16 protein-coding genes are annotated in these 18,290 nt (G+C 44.6%); 6 read left to right on the plus strand and 10 right to left on the minus strand.

Annotated elements, in window-relative coordinates; genetic code table 11:
- Nucleotides 1–63 precede the first annotated feature (63 nt).
- Both aguA and ACHEVO_RS02015 read left to right on the plus strand, forming a co-directional pair.
- A complete protein-coding gene (gene aguA, locus ACHEVO_RS02010; protein WP_394123719.1) occupies nucleotides 64–1,179 on the plus strand; it encodes an agmatine deiminase in 1,116 nt (371 codons plus the stop codon).
- A gap of 97 nt (nucleotides 1,180–1,276) precedes the next feature.
- Complete coding sequence (locus ACHEVO_RS02015) at nucleotides 1,277–2,650, plus strand: NAD-dependent succinate-semialdehyde dehydrogenase (RefSeq protein ID WP_394123720.1); 1,374 nt, start codon at nucleotides 1,277–1,279, stop codon at nucleotides 2,648–2,650.
- Between the two features lie 79 nt (nucleotides 2,651–2,729).
- On the opposite strand, the gene ACHEVO_RS02020 is transcribed toward ACHEVO_RS02015, so the two are convergent.
- The 4 genes from ACHEVO_RS02020 to ACHEVO_RS02035 all read right to left on the minus strand — a co-directional run bounded on the left by ACHEVO_RS02020 (nucleotide 2,730) and on the right by ACHEVO_RS02035 (nucleotide 7,424).
- Nucleotides 2,730–4,172, minus strand: coding sequence for an APC family permease (locus ACHEVO_RS02020; RefSeq protein ID WP_191113860.1), 1,443 nt, complete (start codon nucleotides 4,170–4,172; stop codon nucleotides 2,730–2,732).
- 60 nt (nucleotides 4,173–4,232) lie between these two features.
- The gene (locus ACHEVO_RS02025) at nucleotides 4,233–4,382 is read right to left on the minus strand and encodes a hypothetical protein (protein ID WP_394123721.1); all 150 of its coding nucleotides are present in this window, start codon (nucleotides 4,380–4,382) and stop codon (nucleotides 4,233–4,235) included.
- A gap of 114 nt (nucleotides 4,383–4,496) precedes the next feature.
- Complete coding sequence (gene gabT / locus ACHEVO_RS02030) at nucleotides 4,497–5,759, minus strand: 4-aminobutyrate--2-oxoglutarate transaminase (RefSeq protein WP_394123722.1); 1,263 nt, start codon at nucleotides 5,757–5,759, stop codon at nucleotides 4,497–4,499.
- 201 nt (nucleotides 5,760–5,960) lie between these two features.
- Nucleotides 5,961–7,424: an NAD-dependent succinate-semialdehyde dehydrogenase gene (locus ACHEVO_RS02035; RefSeq protein ID WP_394123723.1), complete on the minus strand. Its 1,464-nt coding sequence runs from the start codon at nucleotides 7,422–7,424 to the stop codon at nucleotides 5,961–5,963.
- A 231-nt stretch (nucleotides 7,425–7,655) separates the two neighbouring features.
- Here ACHEVO_RS02035 and ACHEVO_RS02040 point away from each other — a divergent pair, with 231 nt between their 5' ends.
- A complete protein-coding gene (locus ACHEVO_RS02040; protein ID WP_394123724.1) occupies nucleotides 7,656–8,432 on the plus strand; it encodes an IclR family transcriptional regulator in 777 nt (258 codons plus the stop codon).
- 47 nt (nucleotides 8,433–8,479) lie between these two features.
- Here the strand turns inward: ACHEVO_RS02040 and ACHEVO_RS02045 are convergent, their stop codons facing one another.
- Nucleotides 8,480–9,688 carry a CaiB/BaiF CoA transferase family protein gene (locus ACHEVO_RS02045; protein WP_394123916.1) on the minus strand — a complete coding sequence of 403 codons (1,209 nt, stop codon included), beginning with the start codon at nucleotides 9,686–9,688 and terminating at the stop codon, nucleotides 8,480–8,482.
- Between the two features lie 205 nt (nucleotides 9,689–9,893).
- A complete protein-coding gene (locus tag ACHEVO_RS02050; RefSeq protein ID WP_102091151.1) occupies nucleotides 9,894–11,078 on the minus strand; it encodes an acyl-CoA dehydrogenase in 1,185 nt (394 codons plus the stop codon).
- 176 nt (nucleotides 11,079–11,254) lie between these two features.
- Here ACHEVO_RS02050 and ACHEVO_RS02055 point away from each other — a divergent pair, with 176 nt between their 5' ends.
- Nucleotides 11,255–12,082 (plus strand): IclR family transcriptional regulator, encoded by an 828-nt coding sequence (locus tag ACHEVO_RS02055; RefSeq protein ID WP_394123725.1) that lies wholly within the window; start codon nucleotides 11,255–11,257, stop codon nucleotides 12,080–12,082.
- 75 nt (nucleotides 12,083–12,157) lie between these two features.
- Here ACHEVO_RS02055 and ACHEVO_RS02060 read toward each other — a convergent pair whose 3' ends face one another.
- Genes ACHEVO_RS02060 through ACHEVO_RS02075 form a run of 4 tightly spaced genes read right to left on the minus strand, consistent with a single transcriptional unit; the run spans nucleotide 12,158 to nucleotide 15,262 of the window.
- The gene (locus ACHEVO_RS02060; protein ID WP_394123726.1) at nucleotides 12,158–13,150 is read right to left on the minus strand and encodes a hypothetical protein; all 993 of its coding nucleotides are present in this window, start codon (nucleotides 13,148–13,150) and stop codon (nucleotides 12,158–12,160) included.
- Between the two features lie 21 nt (nucleotides 13,151–13,171).
- Complete coding sequence (locus tag ACHEVO_RS02065) at nucleotides 13,172–14,005, minus strand: hypothetical protein (RefSeq protein ID WP_394123727.1); 834 nt, start codon at nucleotides 14,003–14,005, stop codon at nucleotides 13,172–13,174.
- A gap of 33 nt (nucleotides 14,006–14,038) precedes the next feature.
- On the minus strand, nucleotides 14,039–14,953 hold the full coding sequence (locus ACHEVO_RS02070) for a hypothetical protein (RefSeq protein WP_394123728.1): 915 nt from the start codon (nucleotides 14,951–14,953) through the stop codon (nucleotides 14,039–14,041).
- 18 nt (nucleotides 14,954–14,971) lie between these two features.
- Complete coding sequence (locus ACHEVO_RS02075; protein ID WP_394123729.1) at nucleotides 14,972–15,262, minus strand: hypothetical protein; 291 nt, start codon at nucleotides 15,260–15,262, stop codon at nucleotides 14,972–14,974.
- Nucleotides 15,263–15,438: 176 nt separating this feature from the next.
- Between ACHEVO_RS02075 and ACHEVO_RS02080 the strand changes: the two genes are divergently transcribed.
- On the plus strand, nucleotides 15,439–17,253 hold the full coding sequence (locus tag ACHEVO_RS02080; RefSeq protein ID WP_394123730.1) for an FMN-binding glutamate synthase family protein: 1,815 nt from the start codon (nucleotides 15,439–15,441) through the stop codon (nucleotides 17,251–17,253).
- 105 nt (nucleotides 17,254–17,358) lie between these two features.
- Nucleotides 17,359–18,171: a phosphodiester glycosidase family protein gene (locus tag ACHEVO_RS02085; RefSeq protein WP_394123731.1), complete on the plus strand. Its 813-nt coding sequence runs from the start codon at nucleotides 17,359–17,361 to the stop codon at nucleotides 18,169–18,171.
- The last annotated feature ends 119 nt before the right edge of the window (nucleotides 18,172–18,290 follow it).

Raw genomic sequence — 18,290 nt, forward strand, 5'->3', positions numbered from 1 at the left:
TTTCCGTCTCTTTAGTTTACTCTCACTATTTTTATAGTCGCTCGTGTACGATAAGGTGATTTTATGTCTATATTACTGACAGACTCAACCCCGCAGCAGGATGGCTTTTATATGCCAGCAGAATTTGAGCCAATACAAAAAGTATGGATGGTCTGGCCATACCGTGCTGATAACTGGCGACAACAAGCGGTCCCTGCCAAGAAGGCTTATGCTGATGTTGCATTGGCAATTAACAAGTTTTGTGAAGTCGGCGTACTGGTTAATCCTGAGGATTATCAACAGTGCCGCGATAGCTTACCTGATGATATCGATGTTATCTCTATGCCTAGCAACGATGCGTGGGCGCGTGATACCGTTCCGACATTTTTAATCAATGACGCAGGCGAGCTACGCGCTTGTGATTGGACATTCAATGCGTGGGGCGGAGACTATGATGGCCTCTACTCGCCATGGGATGACGATGATAAACTCGCAGAACGCTTATGTGAGCATCTAGATATTCCGCGTTATCGAACGGATGACTTTGTCATGGAAGGCGGCGCGTTTCATGTTGATGGTGAAGGCACGGTTTTGACCACGCGTATGTGCCTGCTAAGCCCAGGGCGCAATCCACATCTGAACGAACAGCAAATCGAGGACAAGCTAAAAGCCTATCTCAATGTCCAAAAAGTACTCTGGGTTGATGATGGTATCGACCCTGATGAGACTACAGGTCACATCGATGATATCGCCTGCTTTGCGCGCCCTGGTGAAGTGGTTTGCTTATTCACTGATGACCCTGAAAATCCATTCTATGAAGCAACGCAAAAAGCCTATAAGCAGCTCTCAAATATGACTGATGCAAAAGGCAGACGACTAACAGTCCATAAGCTATGCTGCACTCAGCAGCCAGTGACCTTGCCTGATGATTATGACATTGTACAGTCTGACGATGCCAAACCTCGCCTAACGGGTGATGTTTGTATCGCCTCATATGCCAATTTTTTGATTTGTAATGACGCGGTCATCGTACCGCAATATGATGATATAAATGATGCACTCGCCATCGAGCAGCTTGAAAAAGTCTTTCCTCAGCATCAGGTAGTGGGAGTACGAACAAGAGAGATTGTTTTTGGTGGCGGTAATATTCACTGTATTACGCAGCAGCAACCAAAACCATCCATCAAAGGCAACAACTAAAAGCATTAATCAAAAGCTTTAATTAAAAGCACCCGCATAAAAATATAGACCCAAATGGATTTTGAACCCAATAATATTTTAAAATAAAGGACATAATATGAGCGATTATCAAGTTAATAACCCAGCCACTGGCGAAATAGAAGCCACTTACCCTACCGCCACTAAACAAGATATCCAACAAGTCATTGAGCAAGCAGATACCGCTTATCAAGACTGGCGTAAAGTGCCATTAAATGAGCGCAGTGCATTACTGCATAAAATCGCTGATATCTATCTTGAGCGCCAAGACGAGCTATCACGTATCGTTGCAAATGAGATGGGTAAACCTGTTGCCCAAGCGAAAGGCGAGATTGGTCTGGTTGCTGATATCTACCGCTACTATGCAGACAACGCTGAGCAGCTACTAGCTCCAAGCACTATTGATGTAGACTCAGGGTCAGCGTCGGTAGAAAAGCGCCCTGTAGGCGCGCTACTAGGTATCATGCCGTGGAACTACCCACATTACCAAGTAGCCCGTTTTGTCGCGCCAAACTTTATGGCAGGTAATACAATTATTCTAAAGCACGCACCGCAGTGTCCAAACACCGCAGAAGTCATCGTCGATATTTTCAAAGATGCAGGCGTACCTGAAGGCGTTTATAACAATATCTTTGCGACTAATGAGCAATCAGCGACCATCATCAATGACACACGCGTACAAGGTGTCTCGCTAACGGGTTCTGAACGCGCTGGACAAGCCGTTGCGAAAGAAGCTGGCGGCGCACTTAAAAAAGTCGTTTTAGAATTGGGTGGTTCAGATGCCTTTATCGTTGCAGCAGATGCCGATATCGAGCAAGCGATACAAGGCGCTATCTCTGGTCGTTTTGGTAATACTGGACAAGCCTGTAACGCAGCCAAGCGTTTGATCGTCATCGAATCAGTCTACGACAAATTCGTCGAAGGTTTTACCGATGCGGTCAGCAACATGACTTTGGCCGACCCGCTTAAAGAAGATACGTTTATTGGCCCAATGTCATCAAAAGCCGCTGCGGTCAACTTGCAAGCGCAGTTAGACAGTGCTATCCAAGCAGGTGCGACAGTATTAGTAGAAGGCGGCATGGACAAAGACAAGCCTGGCGCTTGGTTTAAGCCTGCGGTACTGACAGATGTAACTGAATCCATGGATGTATATCGTGAAGAGCTGTTTGGTCCTGTAGCAGTCGTCTATAAAGCAAATGATATCGACCATGCTATCAAGATTGCCAACGATGTGCCTTTCGGTCTGGGTGCGTCTATCCAAACGCAAGATGCGGCACTGGCGGCTGAAATTGCTGACAAACTAGAAGTAGGTATGGTCACTATCAATGCGCCTTCTGGTTCTGAGGCCAATACGCCATTTGGCGGTGTTAAACGTTCAGGCTTTGGCCGTGAGCTTGGCACCCTTGGCATCACCGAGTTCTTAAATTATAAACTTATCCGTGATAAGTCTTAATAGATTAAAACCTTAGTTAAATAAAAAAAGCCTAACGTTTGACGTTAGGCTTTTTTATGCAAAGGTAATTTAAGTAAGTCTACTTTTTATATGGATTTTCTTTTAACCATTGCTGGTTAGCCGTTTTTAGCTCACGCAGCTCATGATCCATAATATCTTTACTCTTACCAGGATTCTTCATCGTAGCATAACCGTACAATACCCCACCAAGTACGATCCAGCCAAGGAAAATCCACCACTCAATAGCGACAAGTGCTGATGGCATACCTGGTAGATATAGTGCTAACATACCAAGACTGAGGATAATAGTGATAATACCAACCAATTTACCTGCTGGTACTCTAAACGGACGTACCATATCAGGCTCACGGTAACGCAGCACTAAGAACGACAGAGCCACACAAGTATAAGCAATAACGATACCGAACCCACCAGCATCCACAATCCATACCAGCATTTTGCGACCAAATAATGGCGCAAGTGTAGCTAGACCACCGATCAATAAAATTGCATTGACGGGCGTATTGTATTTCGGATGCAGTTTGCATAAAAACTGTGGCAACATATGCGTTTTACCCATAGCATATAGCAGACGACTACCACCGATAAGAAACGCATTCCAGCTCGATAAAATACCTAGCACACCGCCAATAACCAGCAACGTACCTGCCCATTTACCATTCCAAGCATTGGTCATCGCATCAGCCGTTGCCAATGTTGAGTCTTTCGCCTGTAATAGCGGTAGAGTCTTGCCCACACTCCAAGCGACTGCTACATACCACAGCACCGCAATAATAATAGAGACAATCAAAAACTTACCAATGTTCGGACGAGATAGATTGATTTCCTCTGCGGCTTGAGGAATAACATCGAAGCCAACGAATAAGAACGGTACCATTACCATCACCGTCATGATGCCACCCATACCACCAATAAAGTTAGGCGCTTGTACGGTATTAGAGGTTTCAGGGCTGAACAGTAACGCCCCTACGAACAGTAATATACCTACTAGAAAGATACCGACGACTGCTGTTTTTTGAAACCACGCACTGACTTCCATACCGCGTATGTTCAGCCAAGTAACAATCACTGAGCCGAGCATCCCGACGCCTACCCAGGTAGCGTAAACATCCCAGCCAGCAACATTCCAAAGATACCCTTGGCTATAATTGGGAATAATGTATTCGACGACGGTAGGCAGCGCCACGGCCTCGAACGCGACAACTGAGAAGTAACCAAACAAGATACTCCATGAGCAAATAAAGGAGACATTAACTCCTAACGCTCGATGGGTATAAGTATGCTCACCGCCAGTAATTGGCATAGAGGCCGCAAGTTCAGCATACGTTACACCAATCAATACAACTACCAGACCACCTATCAAAAAGGCGCTAATTGCGCCCCATATACCTGCCGAGATGATCCAACTACCTGCCAGTACAACCCAGCCCCAACCGACCATTGCACCGAATGCCAGTGCAATGATATCGAACACCCCTAGCGACTTTTTTAATTCAGACATAACCTACTCCTTGTCTGTGTTTCATCCGTGTGAACCTGTTACAGCTACACTATTTTTGTTTCATGGGATCATACCCATCATGTTTGTTGTGTCTGTCGCGTCGCCGAAAAACTTGTATTTGCCGTCGGTATAGTATTCAAACAGCAAATACAAAAACGGCGTCTTGACTTGCAAGGCGCCGTTAAAAAACTCACTCAAAGCGAGTGTCATAAGGGCAACCTTGCCGTTATCTTTCATACAATCTTTTAACCAATATCGGTACTTGAACTAGCTGTACTTGGTTAAAAGCGCTCCATCGCTAAAGTAAATGACACTCAGTATTGCTTATGCCGTTAGAATACCTTTGATGATATCAAGGCCTTCTTGTAGCACTTCATCTTCAACCGTCAGTGGCACCATCACACGAATGGCATTGCCATACATACCACAAGACGCTAGTAGCAAGCCTTGCTCAAATGATTTTGCTTTTAGATTGGCAGCTGCGGCGGCATCAGGCTTGCCTTCGCTATCAATCAATTCAAACGCTAACATCGCGCCCTTATGACGGATATGACCGATACTGCTTAGGTTCAAGCCTTTTAAGAACGCGGCGATGGTATCACCAATCACCACACTACGCTCAAGTAAGTTTTCTTCTTCGATAACTTCCATAACAGCAAGTGCCGCAACACAAGCAAGTGGGTTCCCAGAATAAGTACCACCCAAGCCGCCTACTTGCGGCGCATCCATGATATCAGCACGACCAACTACTGCTGATATAGGATAGCCGCCCGCCAAGCTCTTGGCAGTCGTCATTAGATCAGGCTCAACGCCTAGCTGCTCACCTGCAAACAAGGTACCGGTTCTAGCGAAACCACACTGTACTTCGTCAAAAATAAGCACGATGCCATGCTCATCACAAATCTCGCGCAACGCTTTGGCAAATGATGGCGTGACCTGATGGAAACCACCCTCGCCTTGGACTGGCTCGATGATCATTGCTGCCACTTCACTAGGATCGATATCTGCTTGGAAGATCATGTCAAGGCTGTGCAGTGCTTGCGCTTCTGTTACGTTCAACTCTTCTGCAGGGAACAACGCATGGAACACAGGTCCAGGCATCGGGCCAAAGTTCTTTTTGTATGGCAATACTTTGCCGGTCAGGCTCATACACATCATGGTACGACCATGCCAACCGCCAACAAAAGAAATCACGCCTGGACGACGGGTCTTAGCACGAGCAATCTTGATGCAGTTTTCAACCGCTTCTGCGCCAGTGGTCAAAAAGAATGCTTTAGTGTCGCCGCTAATAGGCGCTTTTTCGCATAGCTTTTCAGCCAGATCCACATAGCATTCGTAGTTAATCATTTGCGCCGCAGTGTGTGTAAATTTGTCTAGCTGCTCATGGACACGTTGGGTTATTTTTGGATGGCTATGACCCGTGTTCAATACTGAGATACCACCGACAAAGTCGATATAGCGCTTGCCTTCGATGTCCCAGATTTCTGAGTTCTTTGCTTTTTCTGCAAAGATAGGAAAGGCAACTCCAAGTCCTGTTGGTAAAACAGCTTTGCGGCGCTCAAGTAATGATTGATTGGTAGTCGTCATGGGAATGTCCTTTTCTGTGTTCGTAACATAAGTGCCATCTAAAGATTGGCGGTTTATTTGATGTTCATCTTTGTACTTAGTAGATATCACATGGTGTTTATTTGACCCAAAACACCATAGATATCCAAAAATTTGCGCTAGTTGATGCTTTGCTCATTGTTACTTTGCTAACCATTAAACCAACTCATTAGGTTATGGCTATTAGGTGATATCAGAGCACCAGTATTTGGTCGTGATATAGTCTTCGATACCGTATTTTGAACCTTCACGGCCAAAGCCAGATTGCTTCACGCCGCCAAATGGGGCAACTTCTGTAGAAATTAGACCAGTATTATGACCGATAATGCCGTACTCCAACCCTTCAGTAACACGCCATGAGCGTGCATAGTCGCTACTATAGAAGTAAGCGGCCAAGCCATAGATAGTATCGTTAGCAGCACGGATAACTTCTGCTTCGTCTTTGAAAGTAAAGATGGTTGCAATTGGTCCAAAAATTTCTTCAGAAGCGATATCCATATCACTACTAATATCGGTGATAACCGTTGGGTTATAAGTCAGTTCTGAAGCATCATTGATACTACCGCCAGTGACCAGTTTCGCCCCTTTATCCAGAGCATCTTTTAAAAGAGCTTGGACTTTATCTAATGCTTTTTTGTTGACTAGAGGGCCAATATCTACGCCTTCTTCCAAACCGTTACCCACTTTTAGCTCAGCGACTTTCTTGACAAAGATATCTAAGAATTTATCTTTGATGCTGTCTTGAACGTATACACGGTTGGCGCAGACACAGGTCTGACCAGCGTTACGATATTTAGAAGCGATTAAACCGGCAGCGGCTTTTTCTAGATCGGCATCATCAAAGACGATAAATGGCGCATTGCCACCCAACTCTAACGATAGCTTCTTAATAGTCGGCGCGCATTGTGCCATCAGCGTACGGCCTACTTCTGTAGAGCCTGTGAATGACAGCTTATGAATGCGTGCATCACCCGTTAGGATGTCGCCGATGACAGAAGACTTACCAGTGACGACCTGAATGACGCCAGCTGGAATACCCGCTTGCTCTGCCAACACGCCAAGTGCCAATGCCGAATACGGTGTCTCGGTAGCAGGTTTGACGATAATCGTACAGCCTGCCGCTAGTGCAGGAGCAACTTTGCGCGTGATCATCGCAGCTGGAAAGTTCCAAGGCGTGATAGCGGCACAAACACCGACTGGCTGCTTGAGAACGACATGACGTAGCTGTGTGCTATTAGCAGGAATTACATCACCATAGACACGCTTGCCTTCTTCAGCAAACCAACGGATAAAGCTGTTGGCATAACCTACTTCACCACGTGATTCAGTCAGTGGCTTACCTTGCTCAGCGGTCATAATGATGGCCAAATCTTCTTTATTGGCATCGATTAGATCAGCCCACTTTTGCAATAACTCTGCACGCTCTTTGGCGGTTTTTGCTGCCCAGTCTGCTTGGACATCATGAGCGTAAGCAACGGCTTCGTTGACATCTTCCGTGGTGAGGCTTGGTACAGTACCAATGAGCTCGCCATTAAAAGGGTTGTTTACATCGAGCACAGCTTCATCACTAGCAGCATGCCAGCCGTCTTTGATAAAGCAAGATTGTTTGAGTAAATCTGGATTTGATAACTGCAGCGCGTGTGACATGTTGACGCTCCTTGTCATATAGGGTGTGTTTATAAGAATGGATAAAACAGTAAGTCATAAATAATTATTGATAATTCATTATTTGTTCAATATACTGAACACGTATTCTATATACGAGACGTCATTATAAGAACGATATGACGCGATTTGCAACCCTTAATCTCATTATTTTAAAAAATATCTTGTACTTCTTTCTTTTATTTCATTTTTATTCACTTTTATAGGTTACTTATGAGCTCGACTGCCGTGCCTGCGCTAGACAAAACGTTTCAGATTTTGGACTTGATTACCGATAGCTCACAGCCTCTAACAGCGGCTCATATCGCAAAAGAGCTTGGGCTACCGCGTAGCTCCACTCACAATATTTTGCAGAGTCTATTGTCCAAACATGTCATTTACAAAGACCCTGAAAGCCGTTTCTATTTGGGTTCGTATTTGATGTATTGGGCAGGAAAATACGAGCAGCAGCAGGGCGTTGTACAGTTGTTTAAAGATTTGATTGTGCAATATCCGGTACTTCTTCAGCACACAGTTACCTTGTCAAAGCTTGATTTGGGCGAAGTGGTATTTTTGGCTTGTCATGAGTCGCCTGCGCCGCTTGGCTTTACTTTTCGTGCAGGCGTGCGTGTACCTGCCGTATTTTCGGCGACAGGCAAAGCCATGCTATCCACGTTGTCGATAGACAGTATCAAATCATTATACAAAGACACGTTTCCAACGCCGATGACCCAGCATGGGGTCAAGAATTTTACCGATTTGGCAACCGAGCTTTCGGCGATACAGGAGAGTCGAGTATCGCTCGATGATGGTCAACTACGAGATGGGATGTACTGCTTGGGCACTTATATCCGTAATGCGTCAGGCAATGCGGTCGCTGGTATGGCAGTGAGTTTTTTGCAAGGAGAGTATGAGTCTAAACGGGCTGAGGTCAGTGCGGTATTGATTGAATTGGCCGAGCAAATTGAGCAGCATTTAGGCTTTAATCCTAACGCTGAAAGGCAGCGCTAGGATTAAATACCAGTGCAGGTCTAAAAAATATAATTCAAAAAATTCTGTTAAACAATCCCATCAGCTTTTAGCTTAGCGATCATCTCACTGTCATAACCCAAATTAGCAAGCGTACTATCAGTATGCTCGCTCAACTGCGGTGGCGGCGTACGATAGCTGACAGGTGATGCGGACAATTTAATAGGGTTGCCAAGAGCGCGTACTGGACTGCCTTGTGCCGCAAAATTAACGATCATCTCCCTTGCTTGCGCTTGTGGCATAGCCAAGGCTTCAGCCACATTATGAATCGCACCGCATGGAATACCTGCTTGGTCTAAAACCTCTAGCCAATAGGTACGTGGCTGCTTGGCAAATTGCTTAGTCAGCTCACCGCACAGTAGTTCGCGATTGGCAACGCGTTGTGGATTGGTCGCAAAGCGCTCATCGGTATACCAATCAACCGCAAGTACGTCACACAGTTTGGCAAACTGACTGTCATTGCCGCAAGCTAAAATAAAGTGCTGCTCGCCCTCGCCAGCAAATACTTGATACGGTACGATATTAGGATGCTGATTGCCCAGTCTTGGTGGTATCTTATCTGAAGCTAAATGATTCATACCGACATTGGCCAGCATGGCGAGCGCACTATCAAGCAACGCCACATCGACGTGTTGTCCAAGTCCAGTACGATGACGCGCCAATAGTGCCGCCTGAATACCAATCGTTAGCTGCAAACCTGCAAACAAATCGACGACTGCCACGCCAACTTTGTGCGGCTCGCCATCGCTTGGACCCGTGATACTCATCAGCCCTGATAATCCTTGGATAATATAATCATAGCCAGGGCGCGCGGCATCGGGACCTGTCTGCCCAAAGCCTGTCAATGACGCATAAATCAGCCGCGGATTGTCTTGTTTTAAGCTGTCATAATCCAAGCCGTATTTTTTCAGACCACCGACTTTGAAGTTCTCAACCAAGATATCACTGTCAGCGATTAGCTGCTTAATAATGGTTTGCCCTGTCGGCGTAGTGATATCTACAGTCAGTGATTTTTTATTGCGGTTAATCGTAGCATAATAAGCGGAGGTGTCATCGCTGAATGTTGGCGGTGCCCAATGACGCGTTTCATCACCGATATGTGGACGCTCAACTTTGATAACTTCGGAACCAAGATCAGCAAGTACTTGCGTACAAGAAGGACCCGCCAGCACTCTCGATAAATCGAGCACCTTGATACCATGCAATGCGCCCTTTGGCATGTTAGCCATATCAATCATATCTGTCATGAGATTCCCTTACTCTGTGGCGTATTTTTCGATTTTCTGATTAGAAAATTGTTCTTCAGGATGTAATTGCTAAGCAGTTAAATCATGAAGAACAACTGAAAAACGTACGCTACTGTTAATGCTCTTTTGATAAAAAGCCAAGCAGTAACGTACGTCATAAAATACATTTGTACCAAAAACTATTAGCTAAAAACGCTTAGAAGAACGCTTGAATGCCTGTCTGTGCACGTCCTAGGATAAGCGCATGAATATCATGTGTACCCTCGTAAGTGTTGACGGCTTCCAAGTTCATCACGTGACGGATGATATGGAACTCATCAGAGATACCGTTGCCGCCATGCATATCACGAGCGATACGAGCGATATCAAGCGCCTTGCCACAGTTATTACGCTTGATGAGTGAAATCATTTCAGGTGCTGCATTGTCTTCGTCCATCAAACGACCGACACGTAGCGCGGCTTGCAAACCTAAGGTAATTTCTGTTTGCATATTGGCCAGCTTCAACTGTACCAACTGCGTTGCGGCTAGCGGACGACCAAACTGCTTACGATCGAGCGTGTACTGACGAGCCGCTTTCCAGCAGAATTCAGCCGCACCCATCGAACCCCAAGCGATACCATAACGGGCCTTATTCAAGCAGCCAAATGGCCCTTTTAGACCACGGATATCTGGGAAAGCATTGGCTTCAGGGACGAATACTTTGTCCATGACTATCTCACCCGTAACTGACGCACGTAGTGAGAATTTGCCTTCAATTTTCGGTGCTGATAATCCTTTCATGCCTTTGTCTAAAACAAAACCGCGAATCTCACCGGCATCGTCTTTTGCCCAGACGACAAATACGTCTGCGATAGGACTGTTGGTGATCCACATTTTATTGCCAGTCAACTCGTAACCGCCATCCACAGCGCGCGCACGAGTCGACATCGATGAAGGATCAGATCCTGAATCAGGCTCAGTCAAACCAAAGCAGCCTACATACTCACCTGTAGCAAGCTTTGGCAAATACTTTTCTCTTTGCTCTTCAGTACCGTATGCCCAAATAGGATGCATAACCAAGCTTGACTGCACGCTCATCGCTGAACGGTAGCCCGAATCAACGGCTTCCACTTCCTTGGCAATCAGACCATAGGCGACACTTGATAGACCTGCACAACCATAGCCCTCAATCGTGACACCAAGCAGACCCATTTCACCCATTTGACGCATGATATTACGATCAAAATTCTCGTTGCGATTGGCCTCGATAATGCCAGGCATCAGCTCTTTTTGAAAAAACTGACGCGCGCTGTCGGTGACCATGCGCTCTTCTTCAGTGAGCTGGTCACGTAGTAAAAAAGGATCTTCCCAATCAAAGCGTGGGCTAGTAGATGTTGCCATGTGGATCTCCTTGGTATCAGTCATCCTGACTGACGAATAGTGATTGATACATCATTTGGTCTAACAAGTCATTGACTTCATTATTCCGCTGTGCAAAACTTAGTTTCATAATTTAAAACCATTTAACCAAACTTTCGCTGCGCTGTAAACCTTTATCAAAAAAAGATGAGTATAAAATGACGAAACCCTTATCAACAGCTACTCCGCTATTGGAACGAATGACGACCACGCTTGAGCAAAGCAAGGAAGATAATGATCGGCAGTTTGTTACAGCACTGGGTCGCGGGCTGTCTTTACTCGCAGCATTTGAACATGATGATAGGCTCACCCATCAGCAATTGTGTCAGATGACAGATCTGCCAAAGGCAACCATTACTCGCTTGATTCATACTTTAACCACGCTTGGTTTTTTACGTGTCACCGAGTACGGACAGTATCAATTGGGTAGTAGTGCGGTACGTCTCAGTGCGACCGCATGGAGTCGTCACGATATGGTGGCAGCAGCCGAACCATTATTACGGCAGTTCGCTAGTGAAAACGAAGTATCGGTGAATTTGGCAACCGAAGTCGAAGGAGAAATGCGCTATCATGCCTGTTGCCGTAGTCCTGCTCGTCTATCGGTCAACTTACAGGTTGGCTCCGCTGTACCTGTCGCACGCACTGCCATTGGACGTGCTTTTTATACGGTAAGCTCGCAAGCGAGACAGGCTGTCATCATTAATAATCTCCAAGAGAATTTATCTGTTGAAGAATATAACGATGCGCAAACCGCCCTAGCCAGCGCGGCAGAGCATTATGAAAAGTATGGCTATACCGTGTCTGATGGGGAATTTTCTACCGACATATTGGCAGTCGCGGTTGGTGTATATGATGTCGCAACAGGACAATACGCGTATTCGCTTAATGCCAGTGTGCCAAGTGCTAACTGGGAAGCGGATGACTATGCGGCGATGATAGTGCCAAAATTGCAGGCGTTGGCTGAGCGGATTGGCGGTGGGGTTTAGAATAGTAATATGACTAAGATATAAGCCTTATAGCCAGTCATAACACTTTTCTATTGATATAAACTAAAGAGCTGGTTAATTGGCTGGCTCTTTAGCGTCCAACACCCACACCACATCATGCCCGACAAAATAAGTATGATGGTCCGCCACTTCTATGTTATAGACATGGTCTTCATAAGGATTGGGGCAGACATCGTTATAGCGCCGCATCTGCTCGTGAATACTATCTTCTGATAATCCTGTTGCATCACCATATTTATCAATAGTATATAGCGCTATTTCATGAGACTTTTTATTGGTAATCTTATTTTCTCTTACTATCCTACCTTCATACATTAACGGAGCGTTTACAAACTCAATATAACGCTCTAAAGAATGAGCGGACGGAGTCATATCTTGAACTAAGCGGACATTCAATGTTTTATAAAGATCAGAGTCTATAATAAAGGGTGCCTTTTCATTGATGAGCAACTTGGCATCAGAAGTTTGCAGATTGACAGTTTTGATTTCTTCTTTGAACGCTTCTTCTGTATCCGCTAAACTGACATACTGATAGCCATTATCCGTAAATTTCACAAATTGAACCAGACCGTCCGTTTCCCATAAGTCATGTTCCTCAATACTCTGAGTATACGCTGTACCTTCAGGGAAGTTCGGTAAGGTGCGTACAGGGATAAATGAATAATCGTCTAAGGCAATCGTATCACCATGAGCAGACGTTAGATATCCAGCTAGTAAACGCTCCGCCGATAACCATTCACCCTCTAAATCTTCAGGCTGGCGAGTTACCCAAAATGGGTGGTTGCTGGTACATAAGATATAGTTTCTACCTTTTTCACCTTGTTTGGCTACCGTCTCATTAAAGTATTCAACTTTAAAGATTCTTTCCTTTTTCGGGGATGTAAACGTACTTATGACAGGCTTATATTCTATGTCACCGCTACCATCTTCAGGCTTGGAGAGTACAGGCTTTGATAAAATTAAGTCACCTACTTTAATATCTTGAATCGGTACTAACCCTCTATCCGTATGAATGAGCGTTCCCGCGACAAATCCTTTGTTATTCATTAATTTTCCTTTTATTTTTTATTATCGATTTGGCTGATTGTTCAAACTGGCGTCATGCACCCATAGTCCTGCTCGACCAATGAAGTAGGCATGATTGTCTGCCACCTCAAAGTTATAGACGGTTGCCTGATATAAAATGTGTTCACCTTGCGCGTTGGTCAATTGATTGAACATCCGCATGGTGCCTCCATTATCTTCAATATGTTGGCCCAAATAGCCTTTCTCCTGATAAAAGCTAATGTCATCAACATATCCCATACCCTTATATTCTACTTCGCTGTAGTCGAGCATATGCGCTTCGGCATCTTGTACATAATCATCGTAGTAGTCTTCATGATAATGTTTTTGATACCAGTAATAATTTGGATTGAATTCTAAATTATCATTAGCGACTTGATAGGTAGGTTGCACACGCTCAACGGTATACATTACGCCATCGGTATTCACAGCAATTTCATACTGCTGTAGTTCATCCACACGTTTAAAGTAAGGCTGGTCATAGAACTCAATATCTTCCTGTGGGTTTTCCATGGCACCAACGACCCAAACAGGGTGATTGGGCGTCGCTAGAAAACTACTAAAGCGGCTAGCTGACTTGTATGTTTGATAATCAACCATCTCGCGATCTTTATTAAACTTCTCAATATTTTTTTCTAGGCGCACGATCCACATCTCTTTGTCTTCATGCACAAAGGTCTTGGTCACAGGCTTATACTCTATGTTACCACTACCATCTTCAGGCTTGGAGAGTACAGGCTTTGATAAAACTAAGTCGCCCACTTTGATATCTTGAATTGGCACTAAACCTTTGTCTGTAAGAATCAAAGTCCCTGCCACAAATCCTGTGTTATTCATTAATTTTCCTTTTATTTTTTATTATTGATGTGGTTAGTTGTTTGAACTGGCGTCATGTACCCAAACACCATGCTCGCCAACAAAGTAAGTGTGATGATCTTCGACTTCAATATTATAGACTATTGCTAGATAGTACTGCTCTTCACTAGATTTGGCAGAATGATACTTACGCTCTTCATCAGTCAATTTCTCATAAGCACCAGTCCAACCATCTTTGTCTAGTAGCCCTTCGTCGTGTAAATAAGCATTTTGTACCATTCTAAAATCATCGTCAGTCTGAATTTCTTTCACAAATCGATGATCTGGGCTTTCTGATAAATCGATATGGTCTTGTCTTTCATCCCACCAGTCATATTGCGCTGACTTGTAGACATCGACATTTTTTAAAATGACTGGTTTACCATAACTAAAGTCAATAATATTGTAAATATCGCCCGGCTCATCTGATAAATGGTCTCGCTGTATGGCAATATCCTTAATACTGGTTCTTATCAAGGGCGTTGAAAATGTATAGAAGCTGGTTTGGAATATAGGACGATTATTATAAGTAACCAACGTATAATCCTTATCTCTATAGTCTTTGTCATCCTGGGCTAAATCTACCGCACTCAACCACCCTTCCTCTTTTGTCCAAAAAGTATGGTTTTCCGTACAGTAGATATAGAACACTCCAGTTAACTCATCATTGTTATCAAATCCATCATTCTCTACAGCAGAGCTAACTCTAGCATCCATCACTTCATCTTTTATAGTGTTGTAAGCTACCCTGACTATTTTCTGCTTTTGTGCTGATACAAAAGTATTCAATACTTTTGTATCAGCAAGCTCGCTGTCGGGGTTATGTTCATTACGGGATAACACCATATCGCCAACTTTTAGCTGCTCAATGTGTACCAATCCTTTATCCGTATGAACGAGCGTTCCCGCGACAAATCCTGTATTGTTCATGTCTTATCCTTTTTAATATTATCGTTTTAACCCATCAAACCTCAGCCCAAACTTTAGCAGATACTTACGCAGTCGGTCGCTGTCGTTATTGCTTTTCAGCTGAGTTCTGGAGTTGGCGTACAGATAGCGCCCAGCCGCCGCTTGGTTTTTATGACTAATACAAACCTCAATCACATATGCCAATTGCACTGCATCAAACGGATCAATAGTTGTCAGCATGTCTTCATTGAGATATTTTCTTAAAATATTATGGCTACCCTGCTCAACGGTTTCGCTGTTTAAAGTAACATATGGGCTATTTTTAATCACTTTATTGCATATACTGTCATTACTTATTTCCGTAATCGAACTAATGCCGCTCTTCGCAAAAATTATTTTGGCAAGCTGTTACCCATTGATACCGACGTAACGACCTCATGCGTGTATGATGTACGCGACAAATGTAAGCATCTTATCTATATCAATCATTACTATTGAGCCTCGTTATGCCTGAATCTCGTACCAATCTTAACCCTGAACCAAAAACCAGTTCGCCGTACTTTATCGGATTATTACTTCGCTATAGCACGTTTGGCGCGGCGATTTTAATTCTGTTAGCGGGTTTATTGTTGGTAAGTTGGTGGCTGATTGTTATCGGTGGTTTGGCTGTGGCACTTGGTATCTATGACTTGATTCAGTCCAAGCACGCGATATTGAGCAACTACCCTGTCGCTGGACATATTCGCTATGTATTAGAGGATTTTCGCCCTGAGATTCGCCAGTACTTGCTTGAGGACGATAAAGAACAAGTGCCGTTTTCACGCCAGCAGCGCGCACTAGTCTATCAGCGTGCTAAGAACGTCAGTGATACCAATGCCTTTGGTACGTTGGACAATCTATATACTCATGGTAAAGAGTGGTTTTTGCAATCTACCATCAGCGCACCACTAGAGAACAAAGACTTTCGAATCATGGTCGGCGGTGAGCGTTGTCAGCAGCCACATGATATGTCGGTATTCAATATCTCTGCGATGAGTTTTGGCAGCCTGTCAGCCAACGCCATCATGGCACTCAATCAAGGCGCAAAACTCGGCGGTTTTACCCATGATACGGGCGAAGGCGCGATCAGCCCTTATCATCGCAAGTTCGGTGGTGACTTAATTTGGGAATTGGGTACGGGTTATTTTGGTTGCCGTGATAATGATGGTAACTTTGATCCACAGTCTTTTGCTGAAAAGGCCATCGATCCGCAAGTTAAAATGATTGAAATCAAGCTTTCACAGGGTGCCAAGCCTGGTAAAGGTGGCGTCCTGCCCTCTAGCAAAATCACGCAAGAGATTGCAGACACACGCCAAGTACCTACGGGTCAAGACTGTATCTCGCCCTCTTCGCATACCGCATTTAGCACACCACGCGAGCTGGTTGCCTTTTGGCAGCAGCTACGTGATTTATCAGGCGGCAAGCCAGTTGGCTTTAAGCTATGTATTGGTCAGCCATGGCAGTTTATGGCGATTGTTAAAGCGATGATAGAGACGGATAACTATCCTGATTTTATCGTTATCGATGGTGCAGAAGGCGGCACAGGTGCAGCGCCCGTCGAGTTTATGGACAATGTCGGCATGCCAATGGTCGAAGGGTTTTTGCTAGTACATAATACCTTAGTTGGTGCAGGTATTCGTGACAAAATTAAGCTTGGCGTCAGTGGCAAGATAGTCTCAGGCTTTGATATCGCTCGCATGATTGCGCTAGGTGCCGATTGGTGCAACTCAGCACGTGGCTTTATGTTTGCAGTCGGCTGCATTCAGTCGCGCTCTTGTCATACCAACACTTGCCCGACAGGTGTGGCAACCCAAGATCCATATCGTCAAAAGGCGCTCGACGTCCCTAGTAAGGCTGAGCGTGTTGCAAGTTTCCACAAAAACACGCTAAAATCGCTTGCCAGTATCGTAGGTGCGGTCGGTTTACAGCATCCTAGCCAATTACAGCCGTATCATATCGCACGCCGCTTAGACGATGGGCAGATTAAGCTGTTATCCAAGTTTTTCTATTTTGCCGATAAAGGCGCATTGCTCGATCATAGCGCCCGTGCCGATGTGTTTAACCAGATGTGGGTCATGGCAAACCCTGATAGCTTCTTAGCCAACAACGATGCGCTCATTGCTTATAATAAGGACTCACGCGATAAGGGCAAAGAAACTGGCGCGCCAACAGAACACAGCGCTGGATATAATTCTGAGCACTTGACCAATCTTACCGATGGTGGACGATTAATTGGTAATGTGAATAATACAATCCGCGACTTCCCGCCTGCTAGCGACTGAATCAGCGCCTAAATCGTTGTACTTAAACAGTAGTAATGAAGGTGTAATTAAGCATTAGATAGCGACCAAACTTAAATAATTTATACATTAAAAGACGCGTGATTGATGCCAAGTTCTATTTTTACCTTGTCCCTATCAACGATAGTGCTCGCGCTAGGCCTGAGCGCCTGCCAGCAGACAAATACCAATGCGGCTAGTAGCGATACCGATAGTTGGTCGTGCCAGACTGAAGACACACCTTTTACTTATAGCGTTTGCCGAGTGGATGCTACCGCGTTAGCGAGCGAGCGGTATTCATTACAACTGTTTTGGCAATCCTCTGATAACAATAAGCCTCTGCTAACCTTTGATACGTTATTGGCCACATTACCGAACCATGAGAGTCTCAACTTTGCGATGAATGCAGGCATGTATAACGAAAACTATGCGCCGATTGGATATACCGTCATCGAAGGCAAAGAACTCAAATCGCTAAATACAAAAGAAGGTGGCGGTAATTTTCATCTATTACCTAATGGAGTTATGTGGTGGGACAAAGCTGGCAACGTGCAAATCACCGAAAGTAATGCGTTAAATGAGCAGCTAAACAATGGTGATGTGCAGCCTTGGTATGCGACGCAATCGGGTCCTATGTTGGTCATCAATAACGAGATACACCCACAGTTCAATCCTGATAGCAGCTCAATCAAACTTCGCAATGGTGCAGGTGTTTGCCGTGATGGCAGTATACAGCTCGTTAATAGCGATGAGCCTGTGACCTTTTATCAGTTTGCAGAGTTATTTAAGGATGAGCTGGGTTGTTCAAATGCGCTGTTTTTAGACGGTGGTATTGCCTCAGCTTTGTATGCGCCTAGTATCGATAAGCAAGACAAAAAGGAGATGGGCGTGATGATTGGATTGGTTGAAAATAAAGAGTAATGTACCCTGATACTCTTTTTTTCAACTAAGATTAAAAAAGCACTTAGCGTGATTATTTCATGCTAAGTGCTTTTTTATTGCTGGCAATATTCGGCTAGCAGTAACAGCTAGCTAACTAT

Origin of the sequence: Psychrobacter nivimaris (assembly GCF_043419765.1) — a bacterium.
GTDB lineage: Bacteria > Pseudomonadota > Gammaproteobacteria > Pseudomonadales > Moraxellaceae > Psychrobacter.

Excerpts from the sequence above, each read along its gene's own strand:
- aguA (WP_394123719.1), top strand. The coding sequence starts at position 64 with ATGTCTATATTACTGACAGACTCAACCCCGCAGCAGGATGGCTTTTAT.
- ACHEVO_RS02015 (WP_394123720.1), top strand. The coding sequence starts at position 1,277 with ATGAGCGATTATCAAGTTAATAACCCAGCCACTGGCGAAATAGAAGCC.
- ACHEVO_RS02020 (WP_191113860.1), bottom strand. The coding sequence starts at position 4,172 with ATGTCTGAATTAAAAAAGTCGCTAGGGGTGTTCGATATCATTGCACTG.
- ACHEVO_RS02025 (WP_394123721.1), bottom strand. The coding sequence starts at position 4,382 with ATGACACTCGCTTTGAGTGAGTTTTTTAACGGCGCCTTGCAAGTCAAG.
- gabT (WP_394123722.1), bottom strand. The coding sequence starts at position 5,759 with ATGACGACTACCAATCAATCATTACTTGAGCGCCGCAAAGCTGTTTTA.
- ACHEVO_RS02035 (WP_394123723.1), bottom strand. The coding sequence starts at position 7,424 with ATGTCACACGCGCTGCAGTTATCAAATCCAGATTTACTCAAACAATCT.
- ACHEVO_RS02040 (WP_394123724.1), top strand. The coding sequence starts at position 7,656 with ATGAGCTCGACTGCCGTGCCTGCGCTAGACAAAACGTTTCAGATTTTG.
- ACHEVO_RS02045 (WP_394123916.1), bottom strand. The coding sequence starts at position 9,688 with ATGATTGATATGGCTAACATGCCAAAGGGCGCATTGCATGGTATCAAG.
- ACHEVO_RS02050 (WP_102091151.1), bottom strand. The coding sequence starts at position 11,078 with ATGGCAACATCTACTAGCCCACGCTTTGATTGGGAAGATCCTTTTTTA.
- ACHEVO_RS02055 (WP_394123725.1), top strand. The coding sequence starts at position 11,255 with ATGACGAAACCCTTATCAACAGCTACTCCGCTATTGGAACGAATGACG.
- ACHEVO_RS02060 (WP_394123726.1), bottom strand. The coding sequence starts at position 13,150 with ATGAATAACAAAGGATTTGTCGCGGGAACGCTCATTCATACGGATAGA.
- ACHEVO_RS02065 (WP_394123727.1), bottom strand. The coding sequence starts at position 14,005 with ATGAATAACACAGGATTTGTGGCAGGGACTTTGATTCTTACAGACAAA.
- ACHEVO_RS02070 (WP_394123728.1), bottom strand. The coding sequence starts at position 14,953 with ATGAACAATACAGGATTTGTCGCGGGAACGCTCGTTCATACGGATAAA.
- ACHEVO_RS02080 (WP_394123730.1), top strand. The coding sequence starts at position 15,439 with ATGCCTGAATCTCGTACCAATCTTAACCCTGAACCAAAAACCAGTTCG.
- ACHEVO_RS02085 (WP_394123731.1), top strand. The coding sequence starts at position 17,359 with ATGCCAAGTTCTATTTTTACCTTGTCCCTATCAACGATAGTGCTCGCG.